General features: G+C 72.8%; 22 protein-coding genes and 1 rRNA gene. 17 read left to right on the top strand and 6 right to left on the bottom strand.

Going from position 1 to position 25,516, the window contains the following annotated elements:
- The 3 genes from rrf to ACH4UK_RS25665 form a co-directional block, all read left to right on the top strand.
- Window positions 1-92, top strand: a 5S ribosomal RNA gene (rrf, locus tag ACH4UK_RS25675); the annotation flags it as partial.
- Window positions 93-303: 211 nt separating this feature from the next.
- A complete protein-coding gene (locus tag ACH4UK_RS25670) occupies window positions 304-1,782 on the top strand; it encodes a hypothetical protein (protein WP_398359928.1) in 1,479 nt (492 codons plus the stop codon).
- Entirely contained in the window at window positions 1,779-2,591 is an 813-nt protein-coding gene (locus ACH4UK_RS25665) for a tetratricopeptide repeat protein (RefSeq protein ID WP_398359926.1), read from the top strand. Before ACH4UK_RS25670 ends, ACH4UK_RS25665 begins: the two co-directional genes overlap by 4 nt.
- Window positions 2,592-2,654: 63 nt before the next feature.
- Here ACH4UK_RS25665 and ACH4UK_RS25660 read toward each other — a convergent pair whose 3' ends face one another.
- Window positions 2,655-3,935, bottom strand: coding sequence for a DUF1015 family protein (locus ACH4UK_RS25660; RefSeq protein ID WP_398359925.1), 1,281 nt, complete (start codon window positions 3,933-3,935; stop codon window positions 2,655-2,657).
- Between the two features lie 70 nt (window positions 3,936-4,005).
- On the opposite strand from ACH4UK_RS25660, the gene ACH4UK_RS25655 reads away from it, so the two are divergent.
- Complete coding sequence (locus tag ACH4UK_RS25655; protein WP_398359923.1) at window positions 4,006-5,049, top strand: HAD hydrolase-like protein; 1,044 nt, start codon at window positions 4,006-4,008, stop codon at window positions 5,047-5,049.
- A 175-nt stretch (window positions 5,050-5,224) separates the two neighbouring features.
- A complete protein-coding gene (locus ACH4UK_RS25650; RefSeq protein ID WP_398359958.1) occupies window positions 5,225-6,034 on the top strand; it encodes an ABC transporter ATP-binding protein in 810 nt (269 codons plus the stop codon).
- An 85-nt stretch (window positions 6,035-6,119) separates the two neighbouring features.
- Here the strand turns inward: ACH4UK_RS25650 and ACH4UK_RS25645 are convergent, their stop codons facing one another.
- Complete coding sequence (locus ACH4UK_RS25645) at window positions 6,120-6,467, bottom strand: SCP2 sterol-binding domain-containing protein (protein WP_398359921.1); 348 nt, start codon at window positions 6,465-6,467, stop codon at window positions 6,120-6,122.
- A gap of 42 nt (window positions 6,468-6,509) precedes the next feature.
- Here ACH4UK_RS25645 and ACH4UK_RS25640 point away from each other — a divergent pair, with 42 nt between their 5' ends.
- The 5 genes from ACH4UK_RS25640 to ACH4UK_RS25620 all read left to right on the top strand — a co-directional run bounded on the left by ACH4UK_RS25640 (window position 6,510) and on the right by ACH4UK_RS25620 (window position 11,817).
- A complete protein-coding gene (locus ACH4UK_RS25640) occupies window positions 6,510-6,917 on the top strand; it encodes a hypothetical protein (RefSeq protein ID WP_398359919.1) in 408 nt (135 codons plus the stop codon).
- 7 nt (window positions 6,918-6,924) lie between these two features.
- Window positions 6,925-7,740, top strand: a complete 816-nt coding sequence (locus ACH4UK_RS25635; protein ID WP_398359917.1) for a TlyA family RNA methyltransferase — start codon at window positions 6,925-6,927, stop codon at window positions 7,738-7,740.
- Window positions 7,737-8,642, top strand: coding sequence for an NAD kinase (locus ACH4UK_RS25630; protein ID WP_398359915.1), 906 nt, complete (start codon window positions 7,737-7,739; stop codon window positions 8,640-8,642). The genes ACH4UK_RS25635 and ACH4UK_RS25630 overlap by 4 nt, the downstream gene beginning before the upstream one ends.
- Window positions 8,643-8,748: 106 nt before the next feature.
- Window positions 8,749-10,494, top strand: a complete 1,746-nt coding sequence (gene recN, locus ACH4UK_RS25625; RefSeq protein ID WP_398359913.1) for a DNA repair protein RecN — start codon at window positions 8,749-8,751, stop codon at window positions 10,492-10,494.
- 225 nt (window positions 10,495-10,719) lie between these two features.
- Window positions 10,720-11,817 (top strand): glycosyltransferase family 4 protein, encoded by a 1,098-nt coding sequence (locus ACH4UK_RS25620; protein ID WP_398359911.1) that lies wholly within the window; start codon window positions 10,720-10,722, stop codon window positions 11,815-11,817.
- 25 nt (window positions 11,818-11,842) lie between these two features.
- Here the strand turns inward: ACH4UK_RS25620 and ACH4UK_RS25615 are convergent, their stop codons facing one another.
- The 3 genes from ACH4UK_RS25615 to ACH4UK_RS25605 form a co-directional block, all read right to left on the bottom strand.
- The gene (locus ACH4UK_RS25615; RefSeq protein ID WP_398359910.1) at window positions 11,843-13,468 is read right to left on the bottom strand and encodes a PucR family transcriptional regulator; all 1,626 of its coding nucleotides are present in this window, start codon (window positions 13,466-13,468) and stop codon (window positions 11,843-11,845) included.
- Window positions 13,469-13,660: 192 nt separating this feature from the next.
- The gene (locus ACH4UK_RS25610; protein ID WP_398359908.1) at window positions 13,661-13,816 is read right to left on the bottom strand and encodes a hypothetical protein; all 156 of its coding nucleotides are present in this window, start codon (window positions 13,814-13,816) and stop codon (window positions 13,661-13,663) included.
- A 38-nt stretch (window positions 13,817-13,854) separates the two neighbouring features.
- On the bottom strand, window positions 13,855-14,280 hold the full coding sequence (locus tag ACH4UK_RS25605) for a MerR family transcriptional regulator (protein WP_398359907.1): 426 nt from the start codon (window positions 14,278-14,280) through the stop codon (window positions 13,855-13,857).
- A gap of 60 nt (window positions 14,281-14,340) precedes the next feature.
- Here ACH4UK_RS25605 and ACH4UK_RS25600 point away from each other — a divergent pair, with 60 nt between their 5' ends.
- Window positions 14,341-15,147 (top strand): aminotransferase class IV family protein, encoded by an 807-nt coding sequence (locus tag ACH4UK_RS25600; protein ID WP_398359905.1) that lies wholly within the window; start codon window positions 14,341-14,343, stop codon window positions 15,145-15,147.
- A 75-nt stretch (window positions 15,148-15,222) separates the two neighbouring features.
- Here the strand turns inward: ACH4UK_RS25600 and ACH4UK_RS25595 are convergent, their stop codons facing one another.
- Window positions 15,223-17,025, bottom strand: a complete 1,803-nt coding sequence (locus ACH4UK_RS25595) for a glycoside hydrolase family 15 protein (RefSeq protein WP_398359956.1) — start codon at window positions 17,023-17,025, stop codon at window positions 15,223-15,225.
- Window positions 17,026-17,468: 443 nt separating this feature from the next.
- Here ACH4UK_RS25595 and ACH4UK_RS25590 point away from each other — a divergent pair, with 443 nt between their 5' ends.
- From ACH4UK_RS25590 to ACH4UK_RS25565, 6 genes are all read left to right on the top strand, one after another.
- A complete protein-coding gene (locus ACH4UK_RS25590) occupies window positions 17,469-19,136 on the top strand; it encodes a CTP synthase (protein WP_398359903.1) in 1,668 nt (555 codons plus the stop codon).
- 83 nt (window positions 19,137-19,219) lie between these two features.
- On the top strand, window positions 19,220-19,846 hold the full coding sequence (locus tag ACH4UK_RS25585; protein WP_398359901.1) for an NUDIX domain-containing protein: 627 nt from the start codon (window positions 19,220-19,222) through the stop codon (window positions 19,844-19,846).
- Between the two features lie 206 nt (window positions 19,847-20,052).
- Complete coding sequence (locus tag ACH4UK_RS25580) at window positions 20,053-22,185, top strand: tetratricopeptide repeat protein (protein ID WP_398359899.1); 2,133 nt, start codon at window positions 20,053-20,055, stop codon at window positions 22,183-22,185.
- Window positions 22,186-22,328: 143 nt separating this feature from the next.
- Complete coding sequence (gene ald, locus ACH4UK_RS25575) at window positions 22,329-23,444, top strand: alanine dehydrogenase (RefSeq protein ID WP_398359954.1); 1,116 nt, start codon at window positions 22,329-22,331, stop codon at window positions 23,442-23,444.
- 368 nt (window positions 23,445-23,812) lie between these two features.
- Entirely contained in the window at window positions 23,813-24,931 is a 1,119-nt protein-coding gene (locus tag ACH4UK_RS25570) for a ParA family protein (protein WP_398359897.1), read from the top strand.
- The gene (locus ACH4UK_RS25565) at window positions 24,928-25,494 is read left to right on the top strand and encodes a hypothetical protein (protein WP_398359953.1); all 567 of its coding nucleotides are present in this window, start codon (window positions 24,928-24,930) and stop codon (window positions 25,492-25,494) included. Before ACH4UK_RS25570 ends, ACH4UK_RS25565 begins: the two co-directional genes overlap by 4 nt.
- Window positions 25,495-25,516 lie beyond the last annotated feature (22 nt).

The raw sequence follows: 25,516 nt of genomic DNA, 5'->3' as shown, positions 1-25,516 counted from the left end.
CGCCCGGTTACATTCCGAACCCGGAAGCTAAGCCTTTCAGCGCCGATGGTACTGCAGGGGGGACCCTGTGGGAGAGTAGGACGCCGCCGAACAATCTTTCAAGGACCCCTGGTCCCAGCGTTCATGCTGGGACCAGGGGTTTTTTGTTTTTCCCGAAGCGCGTCGCCTGGTCGACTGCGCGAGAATGTCTGTGGTACCCGAAGACAGGAGTCACACCCATGTCCACCAACTCTCCCGACGATCGTCCGGAGCGCGAGCCGCGTCGCCGGGACGGCGGTGACAGGGGCGGTTACCGCGGTGGTCGTGACGACCGGTCCGGTTCCGGCGCACCTCAACGCGACAACGACCGCGGCGGCCGCCGTGACGACAACAGGCCGTCCTCCGGTGCCGGCACCGGTGGTGGCTTCCGTCGTGACGACCGGGGCGGCGACCGTGACCGTGGTCCGCGTCGGGATGACAGCCGGCCTTCCGGTGGTGGTTTCCGTCGTGACGACAACCGGGGCGGTGGCTCTGGTGGTGGTTTCCGTCGTGACGACAACCGGGGCGGTGGCTCTGGTGGTGGTTTCCGTCGTGACGACAACCGCGGTGGTGGCTCTGGTGGTGGTTTCCGTCGTGACGACAACCGCGGTGGTGGCTCCGGTGGTGGCTTCCGTCGCGATGACAACCGCGGTGGCGGCTCCGGTGGTGGCTTCCGCCGTGACGACCGCGATCGGGATCGCGACCGTGGTCCCCGTCGTGATGACGACCGTGGTGGGTACCGGGGTGGCTCGCAGCAGCGTGATGACCGTGGTGGCCGTCCCAGCGGTGGCTTCGAGCGGCGTGATGACCGTCCCCGTGGTCCGCGCCGTGATGACGACCGCCCCTCCGGTGGCGGCTTCCGCCGTGACGACAACCGGGGCGGTGGCTCCGGTGGCGGCTTCCGTCGCGATGACAGCCGGCCTTCCGGTGGCGGTTTCCGCCGTGACGACAACCGTGGTAGCGGCTCCGGCGGTGGCTTCGAGCGGCGTGACGACCGCCCTCGCGGTCCGCGTCGTGATGACGACCGTCCCTCCGGTGGCGGTTTCCGCCGTGACGACAACCGCGGCGGTGGCTCCGGTGGTGGCTTCCGGCGTGACGACAACCGGGGCGGCGGCTCCGGTGGTGGTTTCCGCCGCGATGACAACCGGGGTGGCAGCACCGGCGGTGGCTTCCGCCGTGACGACCGCGACCGTGATCGTGCGCCCCGTCGTGATGATGACCGTGGTGGCCGTCCCAGCGCTGGCTTCGAGCGGCGTGATGACCGTCCCCGTGGTCCGCGTCGTGATGACGACCGGCCTTCCGGTGGCGGCTTCCGCCGTGACGACAACCGTGGTGGCAGCACCGGCGGTGGCTTCCGCCGTGACGACCGCGATCGGGATCGCGACCGTGGTCCCCGTCGTGATGACGACCGTGGTGGGTACCGGGGCGGTCAGCAGCGGGATGACCGTGGTGGCCGTCCCAGCGGTGGCTTCGAGCGGCGTGATGACCGTCCCCGTGGTCCGCGCCGTGATGACGACCGCCCCTCCGGCGGCGGCTTCCGCCGTGACGACAACCGTGGTGGCGGCTCAGGTGGCGGCTTCCGCCGCGACGAGGGCGACCGGGACCGGGGCGGATACCGGGGCGGCCAGCGCGACGACCGGGACCGTGGTGGTTTCCGGGGCCGCGACGACCGGGACCGCGACCGCGAGCCGATCAAGCGGCTGCCGATTCCGGACGACGTCACGGGCGACGAGATCGACAAGGACGTACGCCAGGAGCTCATGAGCCTGCCGAAGACCCTTGCCGAGGACGTCGCGCGCAACCTGGTCATGGTGGCCCGGCTGATCGACGAGGAGCCCGAGGAGGCGTACGCCTACGCGCGCATCGCCCTCCGGCTCGCGTCCCGGGTGGCGGCCGTGCGTGAGGCGGCCGGGTTCGCGGCTTACGCGACGCAGAAGTACGCCGAGGCGCTCGCCGAGTTCCGGGCGGCCCGGCGGATGACCGGGTCCGTGGACCTGTGGCCCGTCATGGCGGACTGCGAGCGCGGACTCGGGCGTCCCGAGCGGGCGATGGCCATGGCCGGCGAGCCCGAGGTGCAGAAGCTGGACAAGGCCGGGCAGGTCGAGATGCGGCTGGTGGCCGCCGGCGCACGCCGGGACATGGGCCAGATCGACGCCGCCATCGTGACACTCCAGAGCCCCGAGCTCGCGTCCAACTCCGTCCAGCCGTGGACGCCGCGGCTGCGGTACGCCTACGCGGACGCGCTCCTGGAAGCGGGACGCGAGGACGAGGCGCGGGAGTGGTTCGGGAAGGCGCTGGAGGCCGACAAGGACGGCTCCACCGATGCGTCGGACCGGCTCGCCGAGCTCGACGGCGTCGAGTTCGTCGACGTCCTCGGTGGGGACGAGACGGACCCGGCCGGGGAGGCCGACGAGGCCGCTCCTCGTGCCGAGGAGCGCTCCGACGACCACGACGACGTTGACGTTGACGAGGACGACGACGAGGACGACGACGAGGACGGCCACGACGACGAGGACGACGTCGACCCGGACGATGACCAGGACGGTCCTGCGGACGGTTCGGTCAAGGCCTAGCGGCTGACGAGGAGGGGCGGCACTCCGATCGGAGTGCCGCCCCTCCTCATGTCGGTCGACGGATCAGTCGAGGGTGAGGCTCCGCATGACCAGGCCCGTGGCCGGCTTCGGGCCGAACGACGTCGACTTGCGGGGCATCCTGACACCCTGCCGGGCCAGGTCCCGGACGACCTCTTCGCGTACGGGATGCATCAGGACCGCCGTGGCGCCGAGGCGTTCGGCCTGTTCGACGGCTGCCGCGGTGTCGTGGATGTAGCCGATGTGCTCGGGCGCGTCGGGGATCCGCCACACGTCGTCGAGCAGCGCGGAGTGCAGGACCGTCGCGTCCAGGGTGCGCCAGGCGTCGGGGCGGTCCGTCCGGACGGTGCGGGCCAGCAGGGCCGGGTCGGGGCGGTCCACCAGATGGAAGCCGCCGTCGCCGGCCAGCAGGAACGCGTTGCCCTCGGTCGCCGCTTCGGCCAGCGCGTCGAGTGCCCGGGGGAGCGGCCCGTGGACCGGCTGGACGCGGAAGAGGCCGGTCAGCGCCTCCAGGGCCCGGGAGACCGGCAGCTTCCGCAGGAGCCGGTGGATGGCGCGGACCTGGAGCGGGTGGCGGGCCGTGTCGACGAGGAGCACCAGGCCGTAGCCCCACGGCCCCGGCGCGGGCTGCTCCCGCTGGAGCTGGAGATAGGTGGCCCACCGGTGGTGGCCGTCCGCGATGAGCGCCTGATGCCGGGCGAGGTCTGTCTTGATCTCGCTCCGCTCGGACGGATCCGTCACGGCCCAGAGGCGGTGACGGAAGCCGTCCTCCGTCGTGGTGGCGAGCAGCGGTTCCCGCAGGACCGTGCGGTCGATCACCGCTGCGGCCCCGGCCGGCGTGCCCTCGTCGCCGCGGTAGGTCAGCAGCAGCGGTTCGAGATGGGCCCCCGTCGTACGCATCAGCTCCGCGCGGTCCGCGACGACGTCGTCCATGACGTCCTCGTGGGGCAGCACGATGCCCTCGTCGGCAGGGGAGAGAGCCAGGGCGCCGATCACGCCCCGCTGGAGGATCTCGTCGTTCCGCTGCTCGTAGACGTACAGCACCGGGTCCGGGTCCGGGGCGATGACCCCCTCGGCCAGCCAGCGGTCCAGCGTGGCGGCGGCCTGCCGGTGCCGGTCCCGGGCGGTGTCGGCCTGGGGGAGGATGAGGCGCACGATGTTGTGCGGATCCGCGGACTCCAGGTGGTGCAGCCCGTCGGGCCGGACGACCACGTCGTACGGCGGCGAGGTCACGGCGGCAAGGCTGCCGACCCGCTCGGGGACGTATCGCAGTCCGCGGAACGGGATCAGCCGCAGCCCCTGGTCGACGGGACCTGAAGTGTTCATCAGGGCATCGTATGTGTGCAGAGGGCATGCGCGATGATCGGGGCAGAAGCAGGAAAGAGGAGCGATCCATATGAGCCACCAGCAGGACAGGTCCCGCCCGTCGGGGAGCAGCACGGCGCTGAGCGAGGCGTACGACACGGCTCTCCTGGACCTCGACGGGGTCGTGTACGCGGGCGGCGAGGCCATCGGCCACGCCGTCCCGTCGCTGGCCCGAGCGCGGTCCGGGGGCATGCATCTCGCGTACGTCACCAACAACGCGCTGCGGACGCCGGACGCGGTGGCCGAGCACCTGACGGAGCTCGGGGTGCCCGCCGAACCCTCCGACGTGATCACTTCCGCGCAGGCCGTCGCCCGGCTGGTCGCCGATCAACTGCCGCCCGGAGCCCGGGTGCTGGCCATCGGCGGCGAGGGGCTGCGGGTCGCGCTGCGGGAGCGCGGGCTGGTGCCGGTGGAGTCGGCGGACGACGACCCGGCGGCGGTGGCCCAGGGGTACGGCGGGCCGGACATGCCGTGGGGGCGGTTCGCCGAGGCGAGCTACGCGATCCGGCGCGGGCTGCCGTGGTTCGCGTCCAACACCGATCTGACCATCCCGAGCGCCCGCGGCATCGCGCCCGGGAACGGGGCCGCGGTCGAGGTTGTACGGATCGCCACCGGGGCCGAGCCGCAGGTGGCCGGGAAGCCGTTGCCGCCGATGCACCGCGAAACCGTGCTGCGGACCGGGGCCGAGCGGCCGCTCGTCGTCGGCGACCGGCTGGACACCGACATCGAGGGCGCGTTCAACGGCGGAGTGGACTCGCTGCTGGTGCTGACCGGGGTGACGGACGCGGCGCAGTTGCTGGCCGCTCCGCCGCAGCACCGGCCGACCTATGTGGACCGGGACCTGCGGGGGCTGCTGACCGGGCAGCCCGAGGTCGTGCCGGTCGGTGACGCCCACCGGTGCGGGGGCTGGACGGCGTCCGTACGCGGCGACGAGCTGGTCCTGGAGGGCGGGAGCGGGGGCGAAGGCGACCCGCTCGACGGGCTGCGGGCGCTCTGCGCGGCGGCCTGGGCCTTCGCCGGTGCGGGTGTGTGCGGGCTGGAGTCGGGGAAGGCCATCGCCGGGCTCGAGCTCTGAACCGGTCCCCGGCGCCGCCCTACGCCCCCTGCCCGAGAGGGTGTTGAGGTGGGGGCGGCGGCCAGGAACCAGCGGCGCGAAGAGGAAGATAGGCTAACCTAACTTGGTGCTGCTCGGTGGTCTGCCCGTGCCCGGCGCCGAGCCGCTCCGCCTCACCGACTCCGGGAGTACGACCATGCAGCGCCTCACCGCAGAATCGGTGACCCTCGGCTACGACCAGCGGGTCATCACCGAGAACCTCTCGGTGGAGATTCCCGACAACTCCTTCACCGTGATCGTCGGGCCCAACGCCTGCGGCAAGTCGACCCTGCTGCGGGCTCTCGCCCGGATGCTGAAGCCGAGCCGGGGACAGGTGCTGCTGGACGGTCAGACCATCCACCAGCTGCCCGCGAAGAAGGTCGCGCGGACGCTGGGGCTGCTGCCGCAGTCGTCCATAGCCCCCGACGGGATCACCGTCGCCGACCTCGTCGCCCGTGGCCGGTATCCCCACCAGGGGCTGCTGCGGCAGTGGTCGCCGGAGGACGAGCGGGTGGTCAACGAGTCGATGGAGTCCACCGGCGTCGCGGAGCTGGCCGAGCGCTATGTCGACGAGCTGTCCGGGGGTCAGCGCCAGCGGGTCTGGATCGCCATGGCGCTGGCCCAGCAGACGCCGCTGCTGCTGCTCGACGAGCCGACGACGTACCTCGACATCCAGCACCAGATCGATGTCCTCGACCTGTGCGCGGAGCTGCACGAGACCCAGGGCCGCACCCTGGTGGCCGTTCTCCACGACCTGAACCACGCCGCGCGGTACGCCACGCATCTCATCGCGATGCGGGAGGGCGAGATCGTCGCGGAGGGGGCGCCTTCGGAGGTCGTCGACGCGGAGCTGGTGGAGCGGGTGTTCGGGATGCGCTGCCAGGTGATCGACGATCCGGAGACGGGGACGCCGCTGGTCGTGCCGGCGGCGCGCAAGGCCCGCAAGACCGGGAAGGTGGCCGCCTGAGGGCGGTGGGAGGCCGCCGGCGGCGGCCCCGGCGGGCACCGGGTCCCTCGTGCGCCGGACGGGCTTGATCCCGCGGGCTCGGCCGCTACAGCAGGGATCTCAGTTTCAGCAGGTCCCGGAAGCCCGCCTCCAGGCGTACGCGGCCCGAGGCCCACGCCTTCGCGAAGTTCAGGTCGCCGTCCACCAGCGCCACCAGGTCGTCACCCGTCATCGCGAGCCTGATCTCGGCCTTCTCCCGGGGCGGCCCCTCGACCGTGTCCCGCACCTGGATCCGGCCATCGGCCAGCCGGCCGGTGAACGTGATGTCGAGGTCCTGGATGTGACAGCTCAGCGAGCGGTCGAGGGCAGCGGTGCTGCGCACGTCGCCCTCGGCGGCTGCGAGGTTGTCGGAAAGTCTTCTCAGTGCGCTGCGGCACTCCGCCATGGTCGCCATCGTGCTCGACGGTACACCGGCCCGTCGATGTAGCGTTTCGGCATGAGCGACTGGATGCCGGAGGCGGGAGCGCCGCCCGTGAGCACGCCCGAGAAACCGGTGACCGGGGAGCCGGTGACCGGAGAGCCGGAGCTGCCGCCGGACGGGCCCGTGACCGACGCGCCCTCCTTCGAGCCCGCGGCGCCCGCGCCCCTCGGGGTCGTGCGCACGCCCACCGGCCACGCGGCGGTGGACGCCCGGCTGGAGCGGCTGGCCGACGCGGACCACCTCCCGGCGGACGGGCACATCGAGGTGTACGAGGATGTACACCGTGGGCTGCGGTCCGAGCTGACCTCGCTGGACGACCGTCCCGCCGCGGTACCCGGTCCCGTACCCACGCCTTCGCAGAACACGCAGAACACGCAACACGTGCAGAACACGCACCACACGCATCACGACAACAGGAGCTGAGCCGAACGTGGCAGGAGTGGCACGTCGCCGCCTCGACGCCGAGCTGGTACGCCGCAAGCTCGCCCGCTCGCGTGAGCACGCGAGCCAGCTGATCGCCGCGGGGCGGGTCACCGTCGGCCGCACCACCGCGACCAAACCCGCCACCCAGGTCGAGACGGCCGCCGCGATCGTCGTCACCCAGGACGACGGCGCCCCCGACTACGTCTCGCGCGGCGGCCACAAGCTGGCCGGGGCGTTCGCCGCCTTCGTCCCGCTGGGGCTGGCGGTGGAAGGGCGGCGCGCGCTGGACGCGGGGGCGTCGACCGGCGGGTTCACCGACGTGCTGCTGCGGGCCGGCGCCCGGCAGGTCGTCGCCGTCGACGTCGGCTACGGGCAGCTCGCCTGGTCGCTGCAGTCCGATGAACGGGTCGTCGTCAAGGACCGTACCAACGTGCGGGAGTTGACCTTGGAGGCCATCGACGGGGAGGCGGCCGACCTGGTGGTGGGGGACCTGTCCTTCATTCCGCTGGGCCTCGTGCTGCCCGCCCTCGCCCGCTGCGCGGCGCCCGACGCGGACCTGGTCCTCATGGTCAAGCCGCAGTTCGAGGTCGGCAAGGAGCGGCTCGGCAGCGGCGGGGTGGTGCGCAGCCCGGAGCTGCGTGCCGAAGCGGTACGTGAAGTGGCGCGCCGGGCCTGGGGGCTCGGCCTCGGCGTACGAGGGGTGACGGCCAGTCCGCTGCCCGGCCCGTCGGGGAACGTCGAGTACTTTCTGTGGCTGCGGGCCGGCGCACCTGAGCTGGATCCCGCGGATGTCGACCGTGCAGTGGCGGAGGGGCCCCGGTGACGACGAATACGGCACGAACAGTCTTCCTTTTGGCGCACACCGGCCGTCCGGCCGCGATCCGCAGCGCGGAGCTCGTCGTGCAGGGGCTGCTGCGCAACGGGCTCGGCGTCCGGGTCCTGGCGACCGAGGCGGCCGATCTGCCGCTGCCGGACGCCGTGGAGACGGTCACGGACACCAGCCCCGCCGCCGTCGACGGCTGCGAGCTGCTGATCGTCCTCGGCGGTGACGGCACTCTGCTGCGCGGCGCGGAGTTCTCCCGCGCCTCCGGCGTGCCGATGCTCGGCGTCAACCTCGGTCGCGTCGGCTTCCTCGCCGAGGCCGAGCGCGACGACCTCGACAAGGTGGTCTCCCGGGTCGTCACCCGCGACTACGAGGTCGAGGAGCGCATGACGATCGACGTCCTCGTGCACAGCAACGGCGACGTCGTGCACACCGACTGGGCGCTCAACGAGGCGGCCGTGCAGAAGGTGTCGCCCGAGCGGATGCTCGAGGTGGTCCTGGAGATCGACGGCCGTCCGGTCACCGGGTTCGGCTGCGACGGGATCGTCTGCGCGACCCCGACCGGTTCGACCGCGTACGCCTTCTCGGCGGGCGGTCCGGTCGTCTGGCCCGAGGTCGAGGCGCTGCTGATGGTCCCGATCAGCGCCCACGCCCTGTTCGCCAAGCCGCTGGTGACCTCGCCCACGTCCGTGCTCGCCGTCGAGGTCCAGCCGCACACCCCGCACGGAGTGCTGTGGTGCGACGGCCGGCGGACCGTGGAACTGCCCGCCGGCGCCCGGGTCGAGGTACGGCGCGGGGCGGTGCCCGTACGGCTGGCGCGGCTGCACCAGGCGTCGTTCACCGACCGTCTGGTGGCGAAGTTCGCGCTGCCCGTCTCGGGGTGGCGGGGCGCGCCCCACTGACGGTGACCGACGCGGTCCGACGGCCCCCGTAGCCCTCGGGAATCCTCGGGAGAGTGAATCCGGGAGCGGGGGCCGTCGCGCGTCCGGCCCGGGACCTCGTAAGGTCATGTCCGTGTTGGAGGAGATGCGGATACGGTCGCTCGGAGTCATCGACGACGCGGTGGTGGAGCTGTCACCCGGTTTCACCGCGGTGACGGGTGAGACCGGCGCGGGCAAGACCATGGTCGTCACGAGCCTCGGGCTGCTGCTCGGTGGGCGCGCGGACCCCGCCCTCGTACGGGTCGGGGCCAAGGCCGCGGTCGTCGAGGGCCGGATCACGGTGTCCGAGGGCGACGCGGCGGCGCTGCGGGCCGAGGAGGCCGGGGCGGACCTCGACGACGGTGCGCTGCTCATCAGCCGTACCGTTTCGGCGGAGGGACGCTCACGGGCCCATCTCGGCGGCAGATCCGTGCCGGTGGGGGTGCTCACCGAGCTCGCGGACGAACTTGTCGCCGTGCACGGGCAGACCGACCAGCAGGGGCTGCTCAAGCCCGCGCGGCAGCGGGGGGCCCTGGACCGGTACGCCGGGGACGGGGTGGAGGTCCCGCACGCCAAGTACGCGGCGGCCTACCGGCGGCTGCGGACCGTCGCCGCGACCCTGGACGAGCTGACGACCCGGGCCCGGGAGCGGGCCCAGGAGGCGGATCTGCTGCGGTTCGGCCTGAACGAGGTCGCGGCGGTGGAGCCGCTGCCGGGCGAGGACGTCGAGCTGGCCGCCGAGGCGGAGCGGCTCGGGCACGCCGAGGCCCTCGCCTCCGCCGCCGCCCTCGCGCACACCGCGCTGGCGGGGAACCCGGAGGACCCGGAGAGCGTCGACGCGACGACCGTCGTCGCGGCCGCCGGGCAGGCCCTGGACGGGGTCCGGGCGCACGATCCGGCGCTGGCCGCGCTGGCCGACCGGATCGGCGAGATCTCGATCCTGATCGCCGACGTCTCCGGCGAGCTGGCCGGGTACGCCGACCAGCTGGAGGTCGACCCGCTGCGGCTGGCCGCCGTGGAGGAGCGCCGGGCCGCGCTGACCACCCTGACCCGTAAGTACGGCACGGACATCACGGCGGTGCTCGGCTGGGCCCAGGAGAGCGCCGGCCGGCTCACCGAGCTGGAGGGCGACGACGAGCGGATCGGCGAGCTGACCGTCGAGCGCGACGGGCTGCGGTCCGAACTCTCCGTACTGGGGCAGGCGTTGACCGACGCGCGGACGGAGGCCGCCGCCCGGTTCGCGGAAGCGGTGACCGAGGAGCTGGCCTCGCTCGCGATGCCGCACGCCCGGGTCTCCTTCGCTCTCCGGCAGATCGAGGCGGCGGACGAGGCGTCCGGCATCGACATCGGCGGGCGCAGCGTCCTCTACGGCCCGTCCGGCGCGGACGAGGTCGAGCTGCTGCTCGCCCCTCACCCGGGCGCCCAGCCCCGGCCGATCGCCAAGGGAGCGTCGGGCGGTGAGCTGTCCCGGGTGATGCTCGCGGTCGAGGTCGTCTTCGCGGGCTCCGACCCCGTGCCGACGTATCTCTTCGACGAGGTCGACGCGGGCGTCGGCGGCAAGGCGGCGGTCGAGGTCGGCCGGCGGCTCGCCAAGCTCGCCCGGTCCGCGCAGGTGGTCGTCGTGACCCACCTGCCGCAGGTGGCGGCCTTCGCCGACCGGCAGCTGCTGGTCGAGAAGACCGTGGACGGCTCGGTGACCCGCAGTGGCGTCACCGTCCTGGAGGGCGAGGACCGGGTGCGGGAGCTGTCCCGGATGCTGGCGGGCCAGGAGGACTCGGAGACGGCCCGCGCCCACGCCGAGGAGTTGCTGGCCACGGCCCGCGCCGACGGGTGAGGGCAGGAGCCCGGGAGCGCGTCGCCGGGGTGCTCGCGGTGGCGGCGGGAAGCCGAAAGGCGGCAACTTTGCGCCTCGATATTCACCCGTGAGGGTGGTGAGGTGTGGCCGGTTGTCGCCGCGCGTGCGGCAGCAACGTTACGGCGGTCCCGGAACGTGCGTACGGACTGGCATCCTTGGCGCTGTCCTTACCGCCGACTCCGGAGCCCCGGGGAGCCAATCAACGTGTCACAGCTGCGTACGGTCCAAGTCCTGGGCGGCGGCAGTGCGGGCAGCAGCGCGCACGTCGGGTCGCTCGCCGCCGGGCTGGTGGCGCGCGGGGTCCAGGTGACCGTCTGCGCCCCGCCCGCCGTGGACCGCGCCTACGACTTCACGGCGACCGGAGCCCGTTTCCTTCCGGTGCCCCGGCGCAGCGACCCGGCCGCCGTCGCCGCGCTGCGGGCCGCCTGCGTGGGCGCGGACGTTGTCCACGCCCACGGACTCCACGCGGCCGCCCGGACCGCCCTCGCGCTGAGCGGACGCGCCGTGCCCCTGGTCCTGACCTGGCACACGCGGCGGTACGCGGAAGGCGCCCGCCGCCAGATCCTGCACCTGCTGGAACGGCGCGCCGCACGCGCGGCGGCCGTGGTCCTCGCCCCCTCGTCGGACCTGGTGGACCGGGCCCGCGAGCGAGGCGCCCGCGATGCCCGGCTGGCCCCCGTCGCCGCCCCGCCCCCGCGCCCGGCCGGCGTCGGCGACGACGGCAAGGCTCGGGCCGAACTGGGCGCGGTGGACCGGCCGTTGCTGATGGCCGTCGGCAGCCTCGTACCGCATCACAGTTTCGGCACCCTGCTGGACGCGGCCCGCGTCTGGCGGCGCCTGGACCCCGTGCCGCTGCTCGTCATCGCGGGGGAGGGGCGCGACCGGGACGCCCTGCAACGGCGCATCAGGGACGAGGACCTGCCCGTCTCCCTCATCGGATGCCGGGACGGGGTCGGGGAGTTGCTCGCCGCCGCCGACCTGGCCCTGCTGCCGAGCCGCTGGGAGGGCCGCTCCCTGCTGGCGCAGGAGGCGCTGCGGGCCGGGGTGCCGCTCGTCGCCACCGCGGTCGGCGGCGTGCCCGAACTGGTCGGCGGGGCCGCCGAACTGGTGCCGTACGGCAACGCCGAGGCTCTCGCCCGTACGGTCGTGAGGCTGCTCGGGGACCCGCAGGCGCGGGCCCGGCTGGCCGAGGCCGGGCGGGCGCAGGCGGCGGGCTGGCCGACCGAGGACGACACGATCGCCCAGGTGCTCAGCGTCTACGACGAGTTGGCGCAGCCGCTGGCGACGGGGCGGGCGCGCTGAGCGGACCCGCCCGCCGGTCCGGGGCTCAGTTCGTGTGGCGGCGGGCCCGCAGCGCCAGGCTCAGGGCCAGCACCGTCTGCGGGTCGTCCAGGTCCGTGCCCAGCAGCTCGCCGATCCTGGCCAGGCGGTTGTAGAGCGTCTGGCGGTTGAGGTGCAGCTCGCGCGCGGTCTCCGCTTTGCGGCCCGCGTGCTCCAGATACGCCTGGAGCGTCGGCAGCAGCGGCGGGCGCGAGGTGCGGTCGTGCTCGCGCAGCGGACCGATCGCCCGGTTCACGAACGCCGCCAGGTCCGGATGGTCCCGCAGCCGCCACAGCAGCAGGTCGATGTCCAGCCGCCGGGCGTCGTACCAGGGCCGGTCGTCCAGGCCCTGCGCGGCCGTCGCCGTCTCCGATGCGTGCCGCAGCCCCGCGCCCGCCGCGGCCCAGCCGCCCGGGACGCCGACCACGACCACCGGCGGCTGCGATCCGGCCCGGTCGAGACCGGCCCGCTCCACCCCCGCCCGCAGCGCCGCCGCCACCCGGTCCGCGACCGCCGTGCGCTCGCCCTCCGAGCGCAGCCCCAGCAGCAGCGGAACCCGCCCCTCCACGGGCCGTACGCCGAGCAGCACCGGAACGCCGACCGAGGCCAGCTCCTCCAGGACCGCGCGGGCCAGCAGCGACCAGTTGCCCGACGGGGACAGCTCGGGGGCCAGCCGCATCACCACCGGGAGCAGCGGGGTGTCCCCGGGGCGGAAGCCGAGCACCCGGGCCTGGGCGGGGGCGTCCTCGGGGGCGATCCGGCCCTCGGCGAGGTCGGTGAGGAAGTCGCCCCGGCCCCGGGCCGCCAGCTCCTCCTCCTGCCGGGCCTGCATCAGGACGACCGCGAGGAGGCCCGCCGCGCGCTCCGCCGCCATCCGGTGCACGGTCGCCAGCGGCCCGGACACCGCGAGCAGCACCAGCCTCGCCCGTACCGAACCGGTCTCGGGGCCGCCGCCGGGCACGTCCACCAGCACCGCGCCGGTCGGCGGGCTCTCCCGGGCCGCCCGGTCGCCGCGCATGCCCTCCCAGACCTGGAGCGGGTCCGCGCCCACCGGCCCGGTACCGGTGGACGCCGCGTACAGGAGCTGGCCGTCGGGCGTCTCCAGGAAGACCGGGTTGGCGGTGAAGTCGGCGAGGATCCCGAGGACCTGCGGCACGCCGCCCCCGTCGAGCAGCGCCCGGGTGGCGCGCCGGTGCACCTCCTCCGCCTGCTGGAGCAGCGCGTAGTGACCGTTGACGATCTCGGTGTGCACCTCCTCGGTCACCGCGACGAACGGCACCTCGCGGTGCAGCTGGACCAGCGGAAGCCCGGCCGCGCGGGCCGCGTCCACGATGGAGGCGGGCAGCCGGCCGAAGCGCGGTCCGAGCTCCACCACCAGGGCGGCGATGCCCCGGTCGGCGAGGCGGCGGACGAAGGCGCGCTGTTCGGCGGGGCGGGCGCCCAGGCCCAGGCCGGTGGTCAGGAGCAGCTCGCCGCCCTTGAGGAGGGAGGCGATGTTCGGGACCTCGCCCGCGTGCACCCAGCGCACCGTGCGGTTCAGCCGGTCGGCGCCCGCCACCACCTCCGGGAGCCCGGCGCGCAGCCCCGGCAGCTCCAGCGCCCGCTGCACGGTGATTCCGCTGTGGCTCTCCACGTACCCGGCCCGCTTTCCCCTGGTGCCCTGCCCGTGTCCCGGGCGGTCGTCCGGTTCCGGACTGTCCTGTTCAGGACGCTACCGCCCGGGACGCGGGGTACGCATGGCAGGGGAGGAGGAAAGCCCGTGCTCAGGCCTGCGGCCGGGGCCGCGCTCAGGCTTGTGCTTCAGGCCCGTGCTTCAGGCCCGCGCTCAGGCGGCGTGGGAGGCCGTGGCCGTCGTGGACGCCCCGGACGCGATGCCGAACTCCGGGTGGACCCGCACCCACCGGGTGCTCGGTGCCGCGTAGTCGTCGTCGTTGGAGTGCACCGCGCGCGGGGAGTCGGCTGGCCCCTGTTCGAGCGCCACCGGACCTTCCGCTACCAGGGCGTACTGCGCTCGGTCACCTACACCCCGGGCGCGCCGGGTCCCGACGCGCCGGAGGCGGTGGCCGCGGTGCTCGAGGAGGCGGCAGCGGCCTTCGAGTGAACGGGCCCGGACAGCAGTCCCGCGAGCGTGCCCCGGCTGCGCCGCAGCGCGTCCATCCGCTCGTCCATCGCGGCCAGCTCGCCGTCCAGGATCTCCCGCAGCTCCGCACACCAGTCGAACCCCGGCTGCTCGCCCCGGGCGCACGGCAGCACCTCGCGGATCACCTCGGTGGACAGGCCGGCCCGCAGCAGCGCGCGGATCTTCGCCACGGCGAGGACCGCGTCCCGGTCGTAGGCGCGATAGCCGTTCGCCCCGCGCCGGGCCTCCAGCAGCCCCTGCGCCTCGTAGTACCGCAACGACCGCGCGCTGACGCCCGTCCGCCGGGACAACTCCCCGATCAGCATGTCTCCCCCGACCCTCCGCGCTTGACCTTGTCACCGGTGTCAAGCCCTAACGTCCGGACCATGAACGAAGATTCCCCGCACGTCGTGCACCTGAACGGCCGGCCGGCGACCACCGACGACCTCGCGCCGCTCGCCTTCGCCGGCCACGCCCACTTCACCGCGGTGCAGATCCGCGGCGGCCGGGTCCGGGGCCTCGACCTCCACCTGGAGCGGCTGCGGACCGCGTCGGTCGAGCTGTTCGGCCGGGCCCTGCCCGATGACCTGGTCCGCTCCCACCTGCGTACCGCACTCCGCGACGGTCCGGCGGACCTCTCGCTGACGGCCACGGTCTCCTCCACCGCCGGCGAGTTCACCGCGGCCGACGCGGACCTGGCGCTGCTGGTGCGGACCGGGCCGCCGTCGTCCGGCCCCGGCGGCCCGCTGGCGCTCGCCGCGGTCGGGCACGAGCGGTTCCTGCCGCACGTCAAGCACGTCGGAGAGGTGGCCAAGACGCATCTCCTGCGGCAGGCCGTCGCCGACGGCTTCGACGACGCGGCCTTCCTGGACCGGGAGGGCCGGTTCAGCGAGGCGACGATCTGGAACCTGGTGTTCTGGGACGGCGAGGCGGTGGTGTGGCCCGAGGCCCGGATACTGACCGGCACCATGATGGGCGTCGTCCGTCGGCGGCTGGACCGGCTGGGAGTCCCGCAGCGGAGCGCCGCGATCACTCCGCAGGACCTGCCGGCTCTCGCCGGTGCGGCCGTGATGAACTCCTGGACGCCGGGCGTGGCGGTCCTGCGGATCGGCCCGGCCGAGCTGCCGGCCGCACCGCGGTTCCTGGCAGCGCTCCACCGCGCCTACGAGGCCGAACCGCCCACCGCACTCTGAGTCGACGCGCGCCTGAAGGCACCGGTGGCCGCACCCGGAGGAACCGGGGCGGCCACCAGGAGGACGAACCGTGCCTCAGCCCACGTACGCGCCGCTCGCCGTCAGCCGCAGCGCCGTGTCGATCAGCGGGACGTGGCTGAAGGCCTGCGGGAAGTTCCCCACCTGGCGCTGGAGGTTGGAGTCCCACTCCTCCGCGAGCAGCCCCAGGTCGTTGCGGAGCGACAGCAGCTTCTCGAACAGCTGGCGCGCCTCGTCGACCCGGCCGATCATCGCGAGGTCGTCGGCCATCCAGAACGAGCAGGCCAGGAACGCGCCCTCGTCGCCCGCCAGACCGTCGACGCCCGCGTCCTCGCCCTCCGTCGGATAGCGCAGGATGAAGCCGTCCTCCGTGGACAGCTCCCGCTGGATCGCCTCGATGGTGCCGATGACCCGCTTGTCGTCCGGCGGCAGGAAGCCCATCTGCGGGATGAGCAGCAAGGAGGCGTCCAGCTCTTTCGACCCGTAGGACTGGGTGAAGGTGTTGCGCTCCTTGTCGTAGCCGCGCTCCAGGACGTCCCGGTGGATGTCGTCGCGCAGCTGGTGCCACCGCTCCAGCGGGCCCTCGACGTCCCCGGACTCGACCAGCTTGATCGTCCGGTCGACCGCTACCCAGGCCATCACCTTGGAGTGCACGAAGTGCCGGCGCGGCCCGCGCACCTCCCAGATGCCCTCGTCGGGCTCCTCCCAGTGCTTCTCCAGATACTCGATCAGCTTGAGCTGGAGGCCCATGGCGTAGTCGTTGCGGGTGAGCCCCGTCATGTGCGCCAGGTGCAGGGCCTCGGTGACCTCGCCGTACACATCGAGCTGGAGCTGGTTGGCCGCGCCGTTGCCGACGCGGACCGGGCCGGAGTTCTCGTAACCGGGCAGCCAGTCCAGCTCCGCCTCGCCGAGCTCGCGCTCGCCGGCGATGCCGTACATGATCTGGAGGTTCTCCGGGTCGCCCGCCACCGCCCGCAGCAGCCACTCGCGCCAGGCGCGGGCCTCTTCCCGGTAGCCGGTGCGCAGCAGCGAGGAGAGGGTGATCGCGGCGTCCCGCAGCCAGGTGTAGCGGTAGTCCCAGTTCCGTACGCCGCCGATCTCCTCGGGGAGCGAGGTGGTCGGCGCGGCGACGATGCCGCCGGTCGGGGCGTACGTCAGCGCCTTCAGGGTGATCAGGGAGCGGACGACCGCCTCCCGATAGGGCCCGTGGTACGTGCACTGATCGACCCATTCGCGCCAGAACAGCTCGGTCGCCTCCAGGGACCCCTCGGGGTCGGGGAGGGCGGGCGGCTCGTGGTGCGAGGGCTGCCAGCTGATCGTGAACGCCACCCGGTCGCCGGGACCGACGGTGAAGTCGGAGTAGGTGGTCAGGTTCTTGCCGTAGGTGTCCGCCTCGGTGTCCAGCCAGACGGAGTCCGGCCCGGCGACGGCGACTGTGCGGTTGTCGACCTTGTGCACCCAGGGCGTCACCCGGCCGTAGCTGAAACGCATCCGCAGTTCCGAGCGCATCGGCACCCGGCCGCTGACGCCCTCCACGATCCGGATGAGCTGCGGCGCGCCGTCACGCGGGGGCATGAAATCGGTCACCCGTACGGTGCCGCGCGGCGTGTCCCACTCCGATTCCAGGATGAGGGAGTCGCCGCGATAGCGCCGCCGGTCGGCGAAGGCTGGTTCTGTTCCTTCCGCTCTCGCGGGGCCCAGGCGCCAGAAGCCGTGTTCCTCGGTGCCCAACAGGCCCGCGAAGACGGCGTGCGAGTCGAAGCGGGGCAGGCACAGCCAGTCCGCTGTGCCGTCCCGGCAGACCAGGGCTGCGGTCTGCATGTCTCCGATGAGTGCGTAATCCTCGATGCGCCCGGCCACGTGCGTCTCCAGTCGAACGGCCATGTCGCCCCGTCAAAGGGCGCTTACTGCGGGTCAAGGGGGTCGTAGGGTCTTTCACCCGGGAAGATCCGACGAGTTCCTGTACCGGTGGGCGGCCTGGGTGGTGCCGCCGCCCGGCCGTCTCGGCAGCGAGTGTTTGAGCAGGATACGACGCACCACGAAGATCCGCGCGACGGTCTTCGCAACATCTCTGAGCTGATCGGGTGGGACGTGAAGTGCCTGAGGTGATGGTGTGACGTCCCTGTGCAGGGTGTGGCCGGAAGCAGCCTCCCGCCGTCGCTGTTACCCTGGTAGCCCGTGGACCGGTGGTCGTTCGCGACAGCGCACGAGGCCCCCGAACCGCAGCGACGGCACCCCCGGAATCCCCGGTTCGGCTGCCGGTACGCACCTCACAACCGCGACCACGGGAGCCCCCTTTGGCTATGCAGCCCACATCCACGACGACCAAGCACATCTTCGTCACCGGGGGTGTCGCCTCCTCCCTCGGCAAGGGTCTGACTGCCTCCAGCCTGGGTGCCCTGCTCAAGGCACGGGGCCTGCGGGTCACCATGCAGAAGCTCGACCCCTACCTCAACGTCGACCCCGGCACGATGAACCCCTTCCAGCACGGAGAGGTGTTCGTCACCAACGACGGCGCCGAGACCGACCTGGACATCGGCCACTACGAGCGTTTCCTCGACGTCGACCTCGACGGCTCCGCCAACGTGACCACCGGCCAGGTGTACTCGCAGGTCATCGCCAAGGAGCGGCGCGGCGAGTATCTGGGCGACACCGTCCAGGTCATCCCGCACATCACCAACGAGATCAAGCACCGCATCCGCCGCATGGCCACCGACGACGTGGACGTCGTCATCACCGAGGTCGGCGGCACGGTCGGCGACATCGAGTCGCTGCCGTTCCTGGAGACCGTCCGCCAGGTCCGCCACGAGGTCGGCCGGGACAACGTCTTCGTCGTGCACATCTCGCTGCTGCCCTACATCGGCCCCTCCGGCGAGCTGAAGACCAAGCCCACCCAGCACTCGGTGGCCGCCCTGCGCAACATCGGCATCCAGCCGGACGCCATCGTGCTGCGCGCCGACCGCGAGGTCCCCACCGCCATCAAGCGCAAGATCTCGCTGATGTGCGACGTCGACGAGACCGCCGTGGTGGCCTGCCCGGACGCCAAGTCGATCTACGACATCCCCAAGGTGCTGCACACCGAGGGCCTGGACGCCTATGTCGTGCGCAAGCTCGACCTGCCGTTCCGGGACGTCGACTGGACCACCTGGGACGACCTGCTGGACCGGGTGCACAACCCCGACCACGAGGTCACCGTCGCGCTGGTCGGCAAGTACATCGACCTGCCCGACGCCTATCTCTCGGTCACCGAGGCGATCCGGGCCGGCGGCTTCGCCAACAAGGCCCGCGTCAAGGTCAAGTGGGTCACCTCCGACGACTGCCGGACCGCCGCCGGCGCCGCCGAGCACCTGGGCGACGTCGACGCGATCTGCATCCCGGGCGGCTTCGGCGAGCGCGGTGTCGACGGCAAGGTCGGCGCCATCCGCTACGCCCGCGAGAACAGGGTCCCGCTCCTCGGGCTCTGCCTCGGCCTCCAGTGCATCGTGATCGAGGCGGCCCGCTCGCTCGCCGAGATCCCCGACGCCAACTCCACCGAGTTCGACGCCGCCACCTCCCACCCCGTCATCTCGACGATGGAGGAGCAGCTCGCCTACGTCGAGGGCGCGGGCGACCTCGGCGGCACCATGCGGCTCGGCCTCTACCCGGCCAGGCTCGCCGAGGGCTCCCTCGTCCGCGAGGCCTACGACGGCCAGCCGTACGTGGAGGAGCGCCACCGCCACCGCTACGAGGTCAACAACACCTACCGGGCCGAGCTGGAGAAGAAGGCCGGACTGGTCTTCTCCGGCACTTCGCCGGACAACAAGCTCGTCGAGTACGTCGAGTACCCGCGCGAGGTCCACCCGTACCTGGTGGCCACGCAGGCGCACCCGGAGCTGCGCTCCCGGCCGACCCGCCCGCACCCGCTCTTCGCGGGTCTGGTGAAGGCCGCCGTCGCGCGCAAGGTCGCCGCGGGGGACCGCGCCGGCGCGTAACACCGAGGCACTACGGTTGACCGGGGTACGGATCCTGCGCGGATCGGTGCCCCGGTTTCCTTTTGGTTCGTGGGAGGACGTACATGGGTATCCAGGACACGCCCGAGGAGTGGCAGGTCACCGCGACCGTGACCCCCTTCACCGGCAACAAGACCAGCGTCCGCACCGACCAGGTGGTGATGCCCGACGGCTCCGTCCACGGCCGTGACTACCAGGTCCACCCCGGCTCCGTGGCCGTTCTCGCGGTCGACGAGGACGACCGGGTCATCGTTCTGCGGCAGTACCGCCACCCGGTACGCCACCGGCTCTGGGAGATCCCGGCCGGACTGCTCGACATCCCCGGCGAGAACCCCCTGCACGCCGCCCAGCGCGAGCTGTACGAGGAGGCGCACGTCAAGGCCGAGGACTGGCGGGTGCTGACCGACATCTACACCACGCCCGGCGGCTGCGACGAGGCGGTGCGCATCTTCCTCGCCCGCGAGCTCTCCGAGGCGGAGGGCGAGCGGTACGCGGTCTCCGAGGAGGAGGCCGACATGGAGCACGCCCGGGTGCCGCTGCCCGAGCTGGTCCGCTCGGTCATCGCGGGCGATCTGCACAACAACTCCCTGGTCGTCGGCGTGCTCGCCCTCACCGCCGTCCTCGCGGGCGACGGCGTCGACTCCCTGCGTCCCGCCGAGGCGCCCTGGCCGGCCCGCCCCTTCGAGGCCTGAGTCGCGTGAGCGCCCGGCGGGCTGACATCCCGTCAGGCGCTCACCCTCCCGATCGTACGAAATGAAGAAACGCTGATCCGATCGGGCGATGTCGGGCCGTGCTCCGCCCCGCTCCGCAGTGATCGTCGTCACCGCTGAACTACGCTCGAAAGGTCCCGACCGGAGTCCCGGCGGGCACCGCGTGCAGCGAAGTGGGAGCGTGGCTCGTGACCGATCAGGCGGTGGACACCAGCGGCCCGGCAAAGGCCCCGGGGACCGAGGAGCCGTCCGGCGCCGCCCCACCCCGATTCTTCGGCCGTGAACGCGAGTTGAAGGCTCTGCGGGCGGACATCGAGCGCGCCGGTCTCGACACCCTGGCCGGCCGCAAGACCCCCCGCGCCCGGGTCCTGCTCATCGCCGGCCGCCCCGGCTCCGGCCGCAGCGCACTCGCCGAGGAACTGGCCGGAGCGCTCACCGGAACCGACGCCGCCGGGGCCGCCGCGACCGCCGCGGGCGCCCTGCCCTGGACCGTGCCCGGCACGGGGTCCGGCGACTACCCCGACGGTGTGCTCCGGGTCGGCCTCACCGATCCCGGCGGCGAGAGCGTCCCCACCGAACGCACCGCCGGCGAGATCCTCGGCCTCCTCGGAATCGCGGTCCCGCCCGGCGCCGACCAGGACGAGCTGTCCGAGATGGTCCGAGAGGCCCTCGCCGTACGCCGGCTCGTCCTGGTGCTCGACGACGCGGCCGACGCCGAACAGGTCGACCCGCTGCTCCCGGAGAACCCGGACTGCCTGGTCCTCGCCACCGCGACCGGACCGCTGACCGGCATCCCCGACGTACGGCCCTGCACGCTCGGCGGACTGGAGGCGGGTGCGGCGGTGCGGCTGCTGGCCCGCGCCATCGGGCAGGTGCGCATCACCGTCGACCCCCGCACCGCGGAGAGGCTGGCCGAGGAGTGCGGGGGACAGCCCGCGGCGCTCACCCTGATGGGCGGCCTGCTCGCCGCCCACCCCATGGCCTCGGTCGCCGACGTCGCCAAGCAGCTGCACGAGCTGCCCGACGCCGGGGAGCAGCAGTCCGCCGGGGCCCGCCCGCTGGCCCGAGCGTTCCGGCTCGTCCACGACTCCCTGCCGCAGGTCGCCGCCCGGATACTGCGACTGCTGGCCCTCGCCCCCGCCGGACTGGCCGACGCCCACACCGCCTCGGCGCTGGCCGGCTGCTCGGTCTCGGCCGCCCGCTCCACCCTCGACGACTTCGTGAAGCTCGGACTGCTGCGGACGGACGGCGCGGCCCACCCCGAGTACGCGGTGCCCGGCTGCCTCGCCCCGATGCTGCGGGCCCTCCTGGAGGACCGGGACCGGCCGGCCGAGATCCAGCTCGCCCGCGCCCGGATGCTGGAGCGGACCGTGCGCCGGCTCCAGTCCTGCCGTGCGATCACCGAGCCGGAGGGCTCCACCGCCCGCCGCAAGCTCGCCGGACTGCCCCGCTCGCTGCGCTTCCCCAGCGCGGAGGAGGCGGGGGCGTGGCTGCGGGTCCGCCAGCCCGCCCTGCTCGCCTCGGCCCGGCTCGCCGTGGCGGACGGCGAGCTCGACACCCTGGCGCGGCGCCTGGTGGCGGCCCTGGTGCGGGCCCTGGCCGCGCACCGGGGGACGGAGGAGGCGGCCCCCGAGCTGTACGGGCTGCACGGTCTCGTCCTGGATGTGGCGCTGCGCCGCGAGCTGCCCCGGGAGCAGGCGGCCGCCCTGCTGAACCTCGCCGACCTGGACGCCCGCACCGGCCGCACCCGGGACGCGCTGACCCGCTACCGGGCCGCGCTGGACGCCGGAAAGGCGGCGAAGGACCTGTACGCCACCGGCCGCGCGATGGAATCCGTCGGCGGCGCGTACGAGGAGCTGGGGGACTACCACCGGGCCGCCGACTGGTACGGCCGGGCGCTCTCCCAGCGGCTGACCCAGGGGGAGCGCGCGGACGAGGCCCGGCTCTACGGGCGGCTCGGCGCGGTCCACACGTACGCCGGGCGCTACGGCGAGGCGCTGCGCGACTGGCGAGCCGCCGCGGCGGGACACCGCAGGCTCGGCGATCCGGCGGCCCAGGCGCGGGCGCTCAGCGAGGCCGCCCGGGTCCAGGAGTACGCGGGCCGGCCGCACGACTCGTTGCAGACCTGCCGGGAGGCCGTCGAGCTGGCCCGGGGCGCCGGTGACGTGCGGCTTCAGGCCGCGCTCCAGCTGCGGCTGGCGGACACGCTGGACCGGCTCGGGGATCCGGCGGCGGCCAGGTTGCACCGGAATGCGGCCGATAGATTGCTGGGTGATGAGGCTTCTGCCTACGAAATCCGTAGTGCTTCGACAGAAAGTTAATGCTTTGTAAGGCTAGACAGCGTGAAGTCCTTCATTAGACTGGCTCTGCCGCGCTCCTTCGTGGCGTCTCCATTTATGATGTATATGTCCGGGTCTGCACCGCTGTGCCCGGATGACCCTCCGAGCCAAGGACCGTGATCGACGTGAAGGTCGGCATCCCCCGCGAAGTCAAGAACAACGAGTTCCGGGTGGCGATCACCCCCGCCGGAGTGCATGAGCTCGTCCGCCACGGCCACCAGGTCGTCATCGAGAAGGACGCCGGCGTCGGCTCGTCCATCACGGACCAGGAGTTCGTCGCCGCCGGCGCGCGGATCCTGCCCACCGCCGACGAGGTCTGGGCCGCCGCCGACCTGCTGCTGAAGGTCAAGGAGCCGGTCGCCGAGGAGTACCACCGCCTCCGCAAGGACCAGACGCTCTTCACGTACCTGCACCTCGCGGCCTCCCGTGAGTGCACCGACGCGCTGCTGGCCTCCGGCACCACCGCCATCGCCTACGAGACGGTCGAGACCGCGAACCGCGCGCTCCCGCTGCTCGCCCCGATGTCCGAGGTCGCGGGCCGCCTCGCCCCGCAGGTCGGCGCGTACCACCTGATGCGCTCGGTCGGCGGCCGCGGCGTGCTGCCCGGCGGCGTGCCCGGCACGGCGGCCGGCAAGGCCGTCGTCATCGGCGGCGGCGTCTCCGGCTGGAACGCCACGCAGATCGCCGTGGGCCTCGGCTTCCACGTCACGCTGCTCGACCGCGACATCAACAAGCTGCGCGAGGCCGACAGGATCTTCGGCACCAAGGTGCAGACCGTCGTCTCCAACGCCTTCGAACTGGAGAAGGCCGTCGTCGAGGCCGACCTCGTCATCGGCGCCGTGCTGATCCCCGGAGCCAAGGCCCCGAAGCTGGTCACCAACGAGCTCGTCGCCAAGATGAAGCCCGGAAGTGTACTTGTCGACATCGCAATCGATCAGGGTGGCTGCTTCGAGGACTCGCGTCCGACGACCCACGCCGAGCCGACCTTCCGGATCCACGACTCGGTCTTCTACTGCGTCGCCAACATGCCCGGCGCGGTGCCCCACACCTCCACCTACGCGCTCACCAACGCGACGCTTCCCTACATCGTGGAGCTCGCGAACCGCGGCTGGGTCGACGCCCTGCGCCGTGACGCCGCGCTCGCCAAGGGCCTCAACACCCATGAGGGCCAGGTGATTTACCGTGAGGTGGGCGAGGCGCACGGTCTCCCGCACGTCGAGCTGAGCACGCTCCTCGGCTGACGGGTCAACCTCCTCCGTCAACATCGGGACTCCGGCCGGACCTTGCCGAGCAAGGTCCGGCCCGACGTGTATCGGGCCCTGTGAGGCCCTTGCGCAACTCGCGCTGAACGTAACCCTTTACCCGTTTCGTGCAGCGGTGAAATGTGCGGCTTGGTCGCTGTGCACCCTTGACAGCGGGGTGTTCGATTGCCGACACATCCGGTCGGGTCCGGCGGATTGTGTTGCTGCGGACCGGTGACACGCCATAGAGTCGCCAATCGTCGGCATGGTGCCACGCTGACCTATCGATAAGTTTCCTGGTCACGTCCAAGGAGGTAAGACGACTTGTGAATGAGTCGACAATTACTCCCGGGGGTGGTCAACCAGGGATGCCTGCACGGGGTCTGAGCCCGATCGGGCTCGAAGCTGTCGGCTCCGTCGCTGTCCGCACCTTCGCCACCCAACAGCACATGACGACAGCCCCCCAGATGATGGACGGCCTACACGTGAACGCCACGGCCGGCAACGAGAGCAGCCGGGAAACCGACCGCTTCGCCGACTTCGCCGAGGTGCCCGAGGGGCACTTCTACGACCCCGACGCCGAGTACGAGCCCGATCCGGAGTACGCGGCCACCCTCGCGCCCGACGCCGCGCGTCAGCGCCGCGAGCGCATCGGCCCGACCGGGCGGCCCCTGCCGTACTTCCCGATCCCGGGCCCGCTGACCAACCACGGCCCCGCGAAGATCATCGCGATGTGCAACCAGAAGGGCGGCGTGGGCAAGACCACGTCGACCATCAACCTGGGCGCCGCGCTCGCGGAGTACGGACGCCGGGTCCTGCTCGTCGACTTCGACCCGCAGGGCGCCCTCTCCGTCGGCCTCGGGGTCAACCCGATGGAGCTCGACCTCACCGTCTACAACCTGCTCATGGAGCGGGGCATGACGGCGGACGACGTCCTGCTCAAGACCGCGGTCCCCAACATGGACCTGCTGCCCAGCAACATCGACCTCTCCGCGGCCGAGGTGCAGCTCGTCAGCGAGGTGGCCCGCGAGTCCACGCTCCAGCGCGCCCTGAAGCCGCTGATGGCCGACTACGACTACATCGTGATCGACTGTCAGCCCTCCCTCGGCCTGCTCACCGTGAACGCCCTGACGGCCGCTCACAAGGTCATAGTGCCGCTGGAGTGCGAGTTCTTCGCGCTGCGCGGGGTGGCGCTGCTCACCGAGACCATCGAGAAGGTCCAGGAGCGGCTCAACCCGGAGCTGGAGCTCGACGGCATCCTCGCCACCATGTACGACTCCCGTACGGTGCACAGCCGCGAAGTCCTGGCGCGCGTCGTCGAGGCCTTCGACGAGCACGTCTACCACACGGTCATCGGGCGCACGGTCCGCTTCCCGGAGACCACGGTCGCCGGTGAGCCCATCACCACGTACGCCTCCAACTCGGTCGGCGCAGCAGCCTATCGCCAGCTCGCCAGGGAGGTGCTCGCCCGGTGTCACGCCGAGTGAGTCTGCCGGGGGCCGACGAACTGTTCCGTACCACCGGAGGCGGGATGGGCCTCCAGCCGTCCTCCCCGGCGGAGCGGCGGCGCAAGGCGAACGGCGAGCCGCGGGTGCCCGCGCCCGCCGGGGAGAGCGATCCCTCCGGTCGGGCCGCCACCGCCGACCGCGAGGAGCACGCCGCGGCCGACTCCGACGGCGGCGACTCGCGCAGCCGCGGCGGCGAGAGCGACCGCTCCCCGTCCGCCAAGGCCGCCTCCGGTGAGCGCCCCGCCGCGTCCGGGGCCCCGGCCGAGCAGTCCCCGGCGGTCCAGCAGCAGCGCAGGCGCGGCGGCGGACGGGGCGCGAACCGCCGCCCCAGCGGCCGGGAACGCCACGACGAGAAGATCACGGTCTACGTCTCCGCCGAGGAGCTGATGGACCTGGAACACGCCCGGCTCGTCCTGCGCGGCGAACACGGCCTCGCCGTCGACCGCGGCCGTATCGTCCGCGAGGCGGTGGCGGTGGTCCTGGCCGACCTGGAGTCCCGGGGCGACGCGAGCATCCTCGTACGGCGGCTGCGCGGCCGCTGAGCGGTACGGCGCGGGTAGCCTG

The sequence above is a fragment of the Streptomyces sp. NPDC020884 genome, from assembly GCF_044333935.1.
Classification (GTDB): Bacteria; Actinomycetota; Actinomycetes; order Streptomycetales; family Streptomycetaceae; genus Streptomyces.
The sequence above is the reverse complement of the archived record's forward strand: the minus strand, read 5'-3'. Positions and strand labels throughout refer to the sequence as shown.

Coding starts and splice junctions, on each gene's coding strand:
- ACH4UK_RS25665 (WP_398359926.1), top strand. CDS start 1,779: ATGAGCCTGCCGAAGACCCTTGCCGAGGACGTCGCGCGCAACCTGGTC.
- ACH4UK_RS25660 (WP_398359925.1), bottom strand. CDS start 3,935: ATGAACACTTCAGGTCCCGTCGACCAGGGGCTGCGGCTGATCCCGTTC.
- ACH4UK_RS25655 (WP_398359923.1), top strand. CDS start 4,006: ATGAGCCACCAGCAGGACAGGTCCCGCCCGTCGGGGAGCAGCACGGCG.
- ACH4UK_RS25650 (WP_398359958.1), top strand. CDS start 5,225: ATGCAGCGCCTCACCGCAGAATCGGTGACCCTCGGCTACGACCAGCGG.
- ACH4UK_RS25645 (WP_398359921.1), bottom strand. CDS start 6,467: ATGGCGACCATGGCGGAGTGCCGCAGCGCACTGAGAAGACTTTCCGAC.
- ACH4UK_RS25640 (WP_398359919.1), top strand. CDS start 6,510: ATGAGCGACTGGATGCCGGAGGCGGGAGCGCCGCCCGTGAGCACGCCC.
- recN (WP_398359913.1), top strand. CDS start 8,749: ATGTCCGTGTTGGAGGAGATGCGGATACGGTCGCTCGGAGTCATCGAC.
- ACH4UK_RS25605 (WP_398359907.1), bottom strand. CDS start 14,280: ATGCTGATCGGGGAGTTGTCCCGGCGGACGGGCGTCAGCGCGCGGTCG.
- ACH4UK_RS25600 (WP_398359905.1), top strand. CDS start 14,341: ATGAACGAAGATTCCCCGCACGTCGTGCACCTGAACGGCCGGCCGGCG.
- ACH4UK_RS25590 (WP_398359903.1), top strand. CDS start 17,469: ATGCAGCCCACATCCACGACGACCAAGCACATCTTCGTCACCGGGGGT.
- ACH4UK_RS25585 (WP_398359901.1), top strand. CDS start 19,220: ATGGGTATCCAGGACACGCCCGAGGAGTGGCAGGTCACCGCGACCGTG.
- ACH4UK_RS25570 (WP_398359897.1), top strand. CDS start 23,813: ATGCCTGCACGGGGTCTGAGCCCGATCGGGCTCGAAGCTGTCGGCTCC.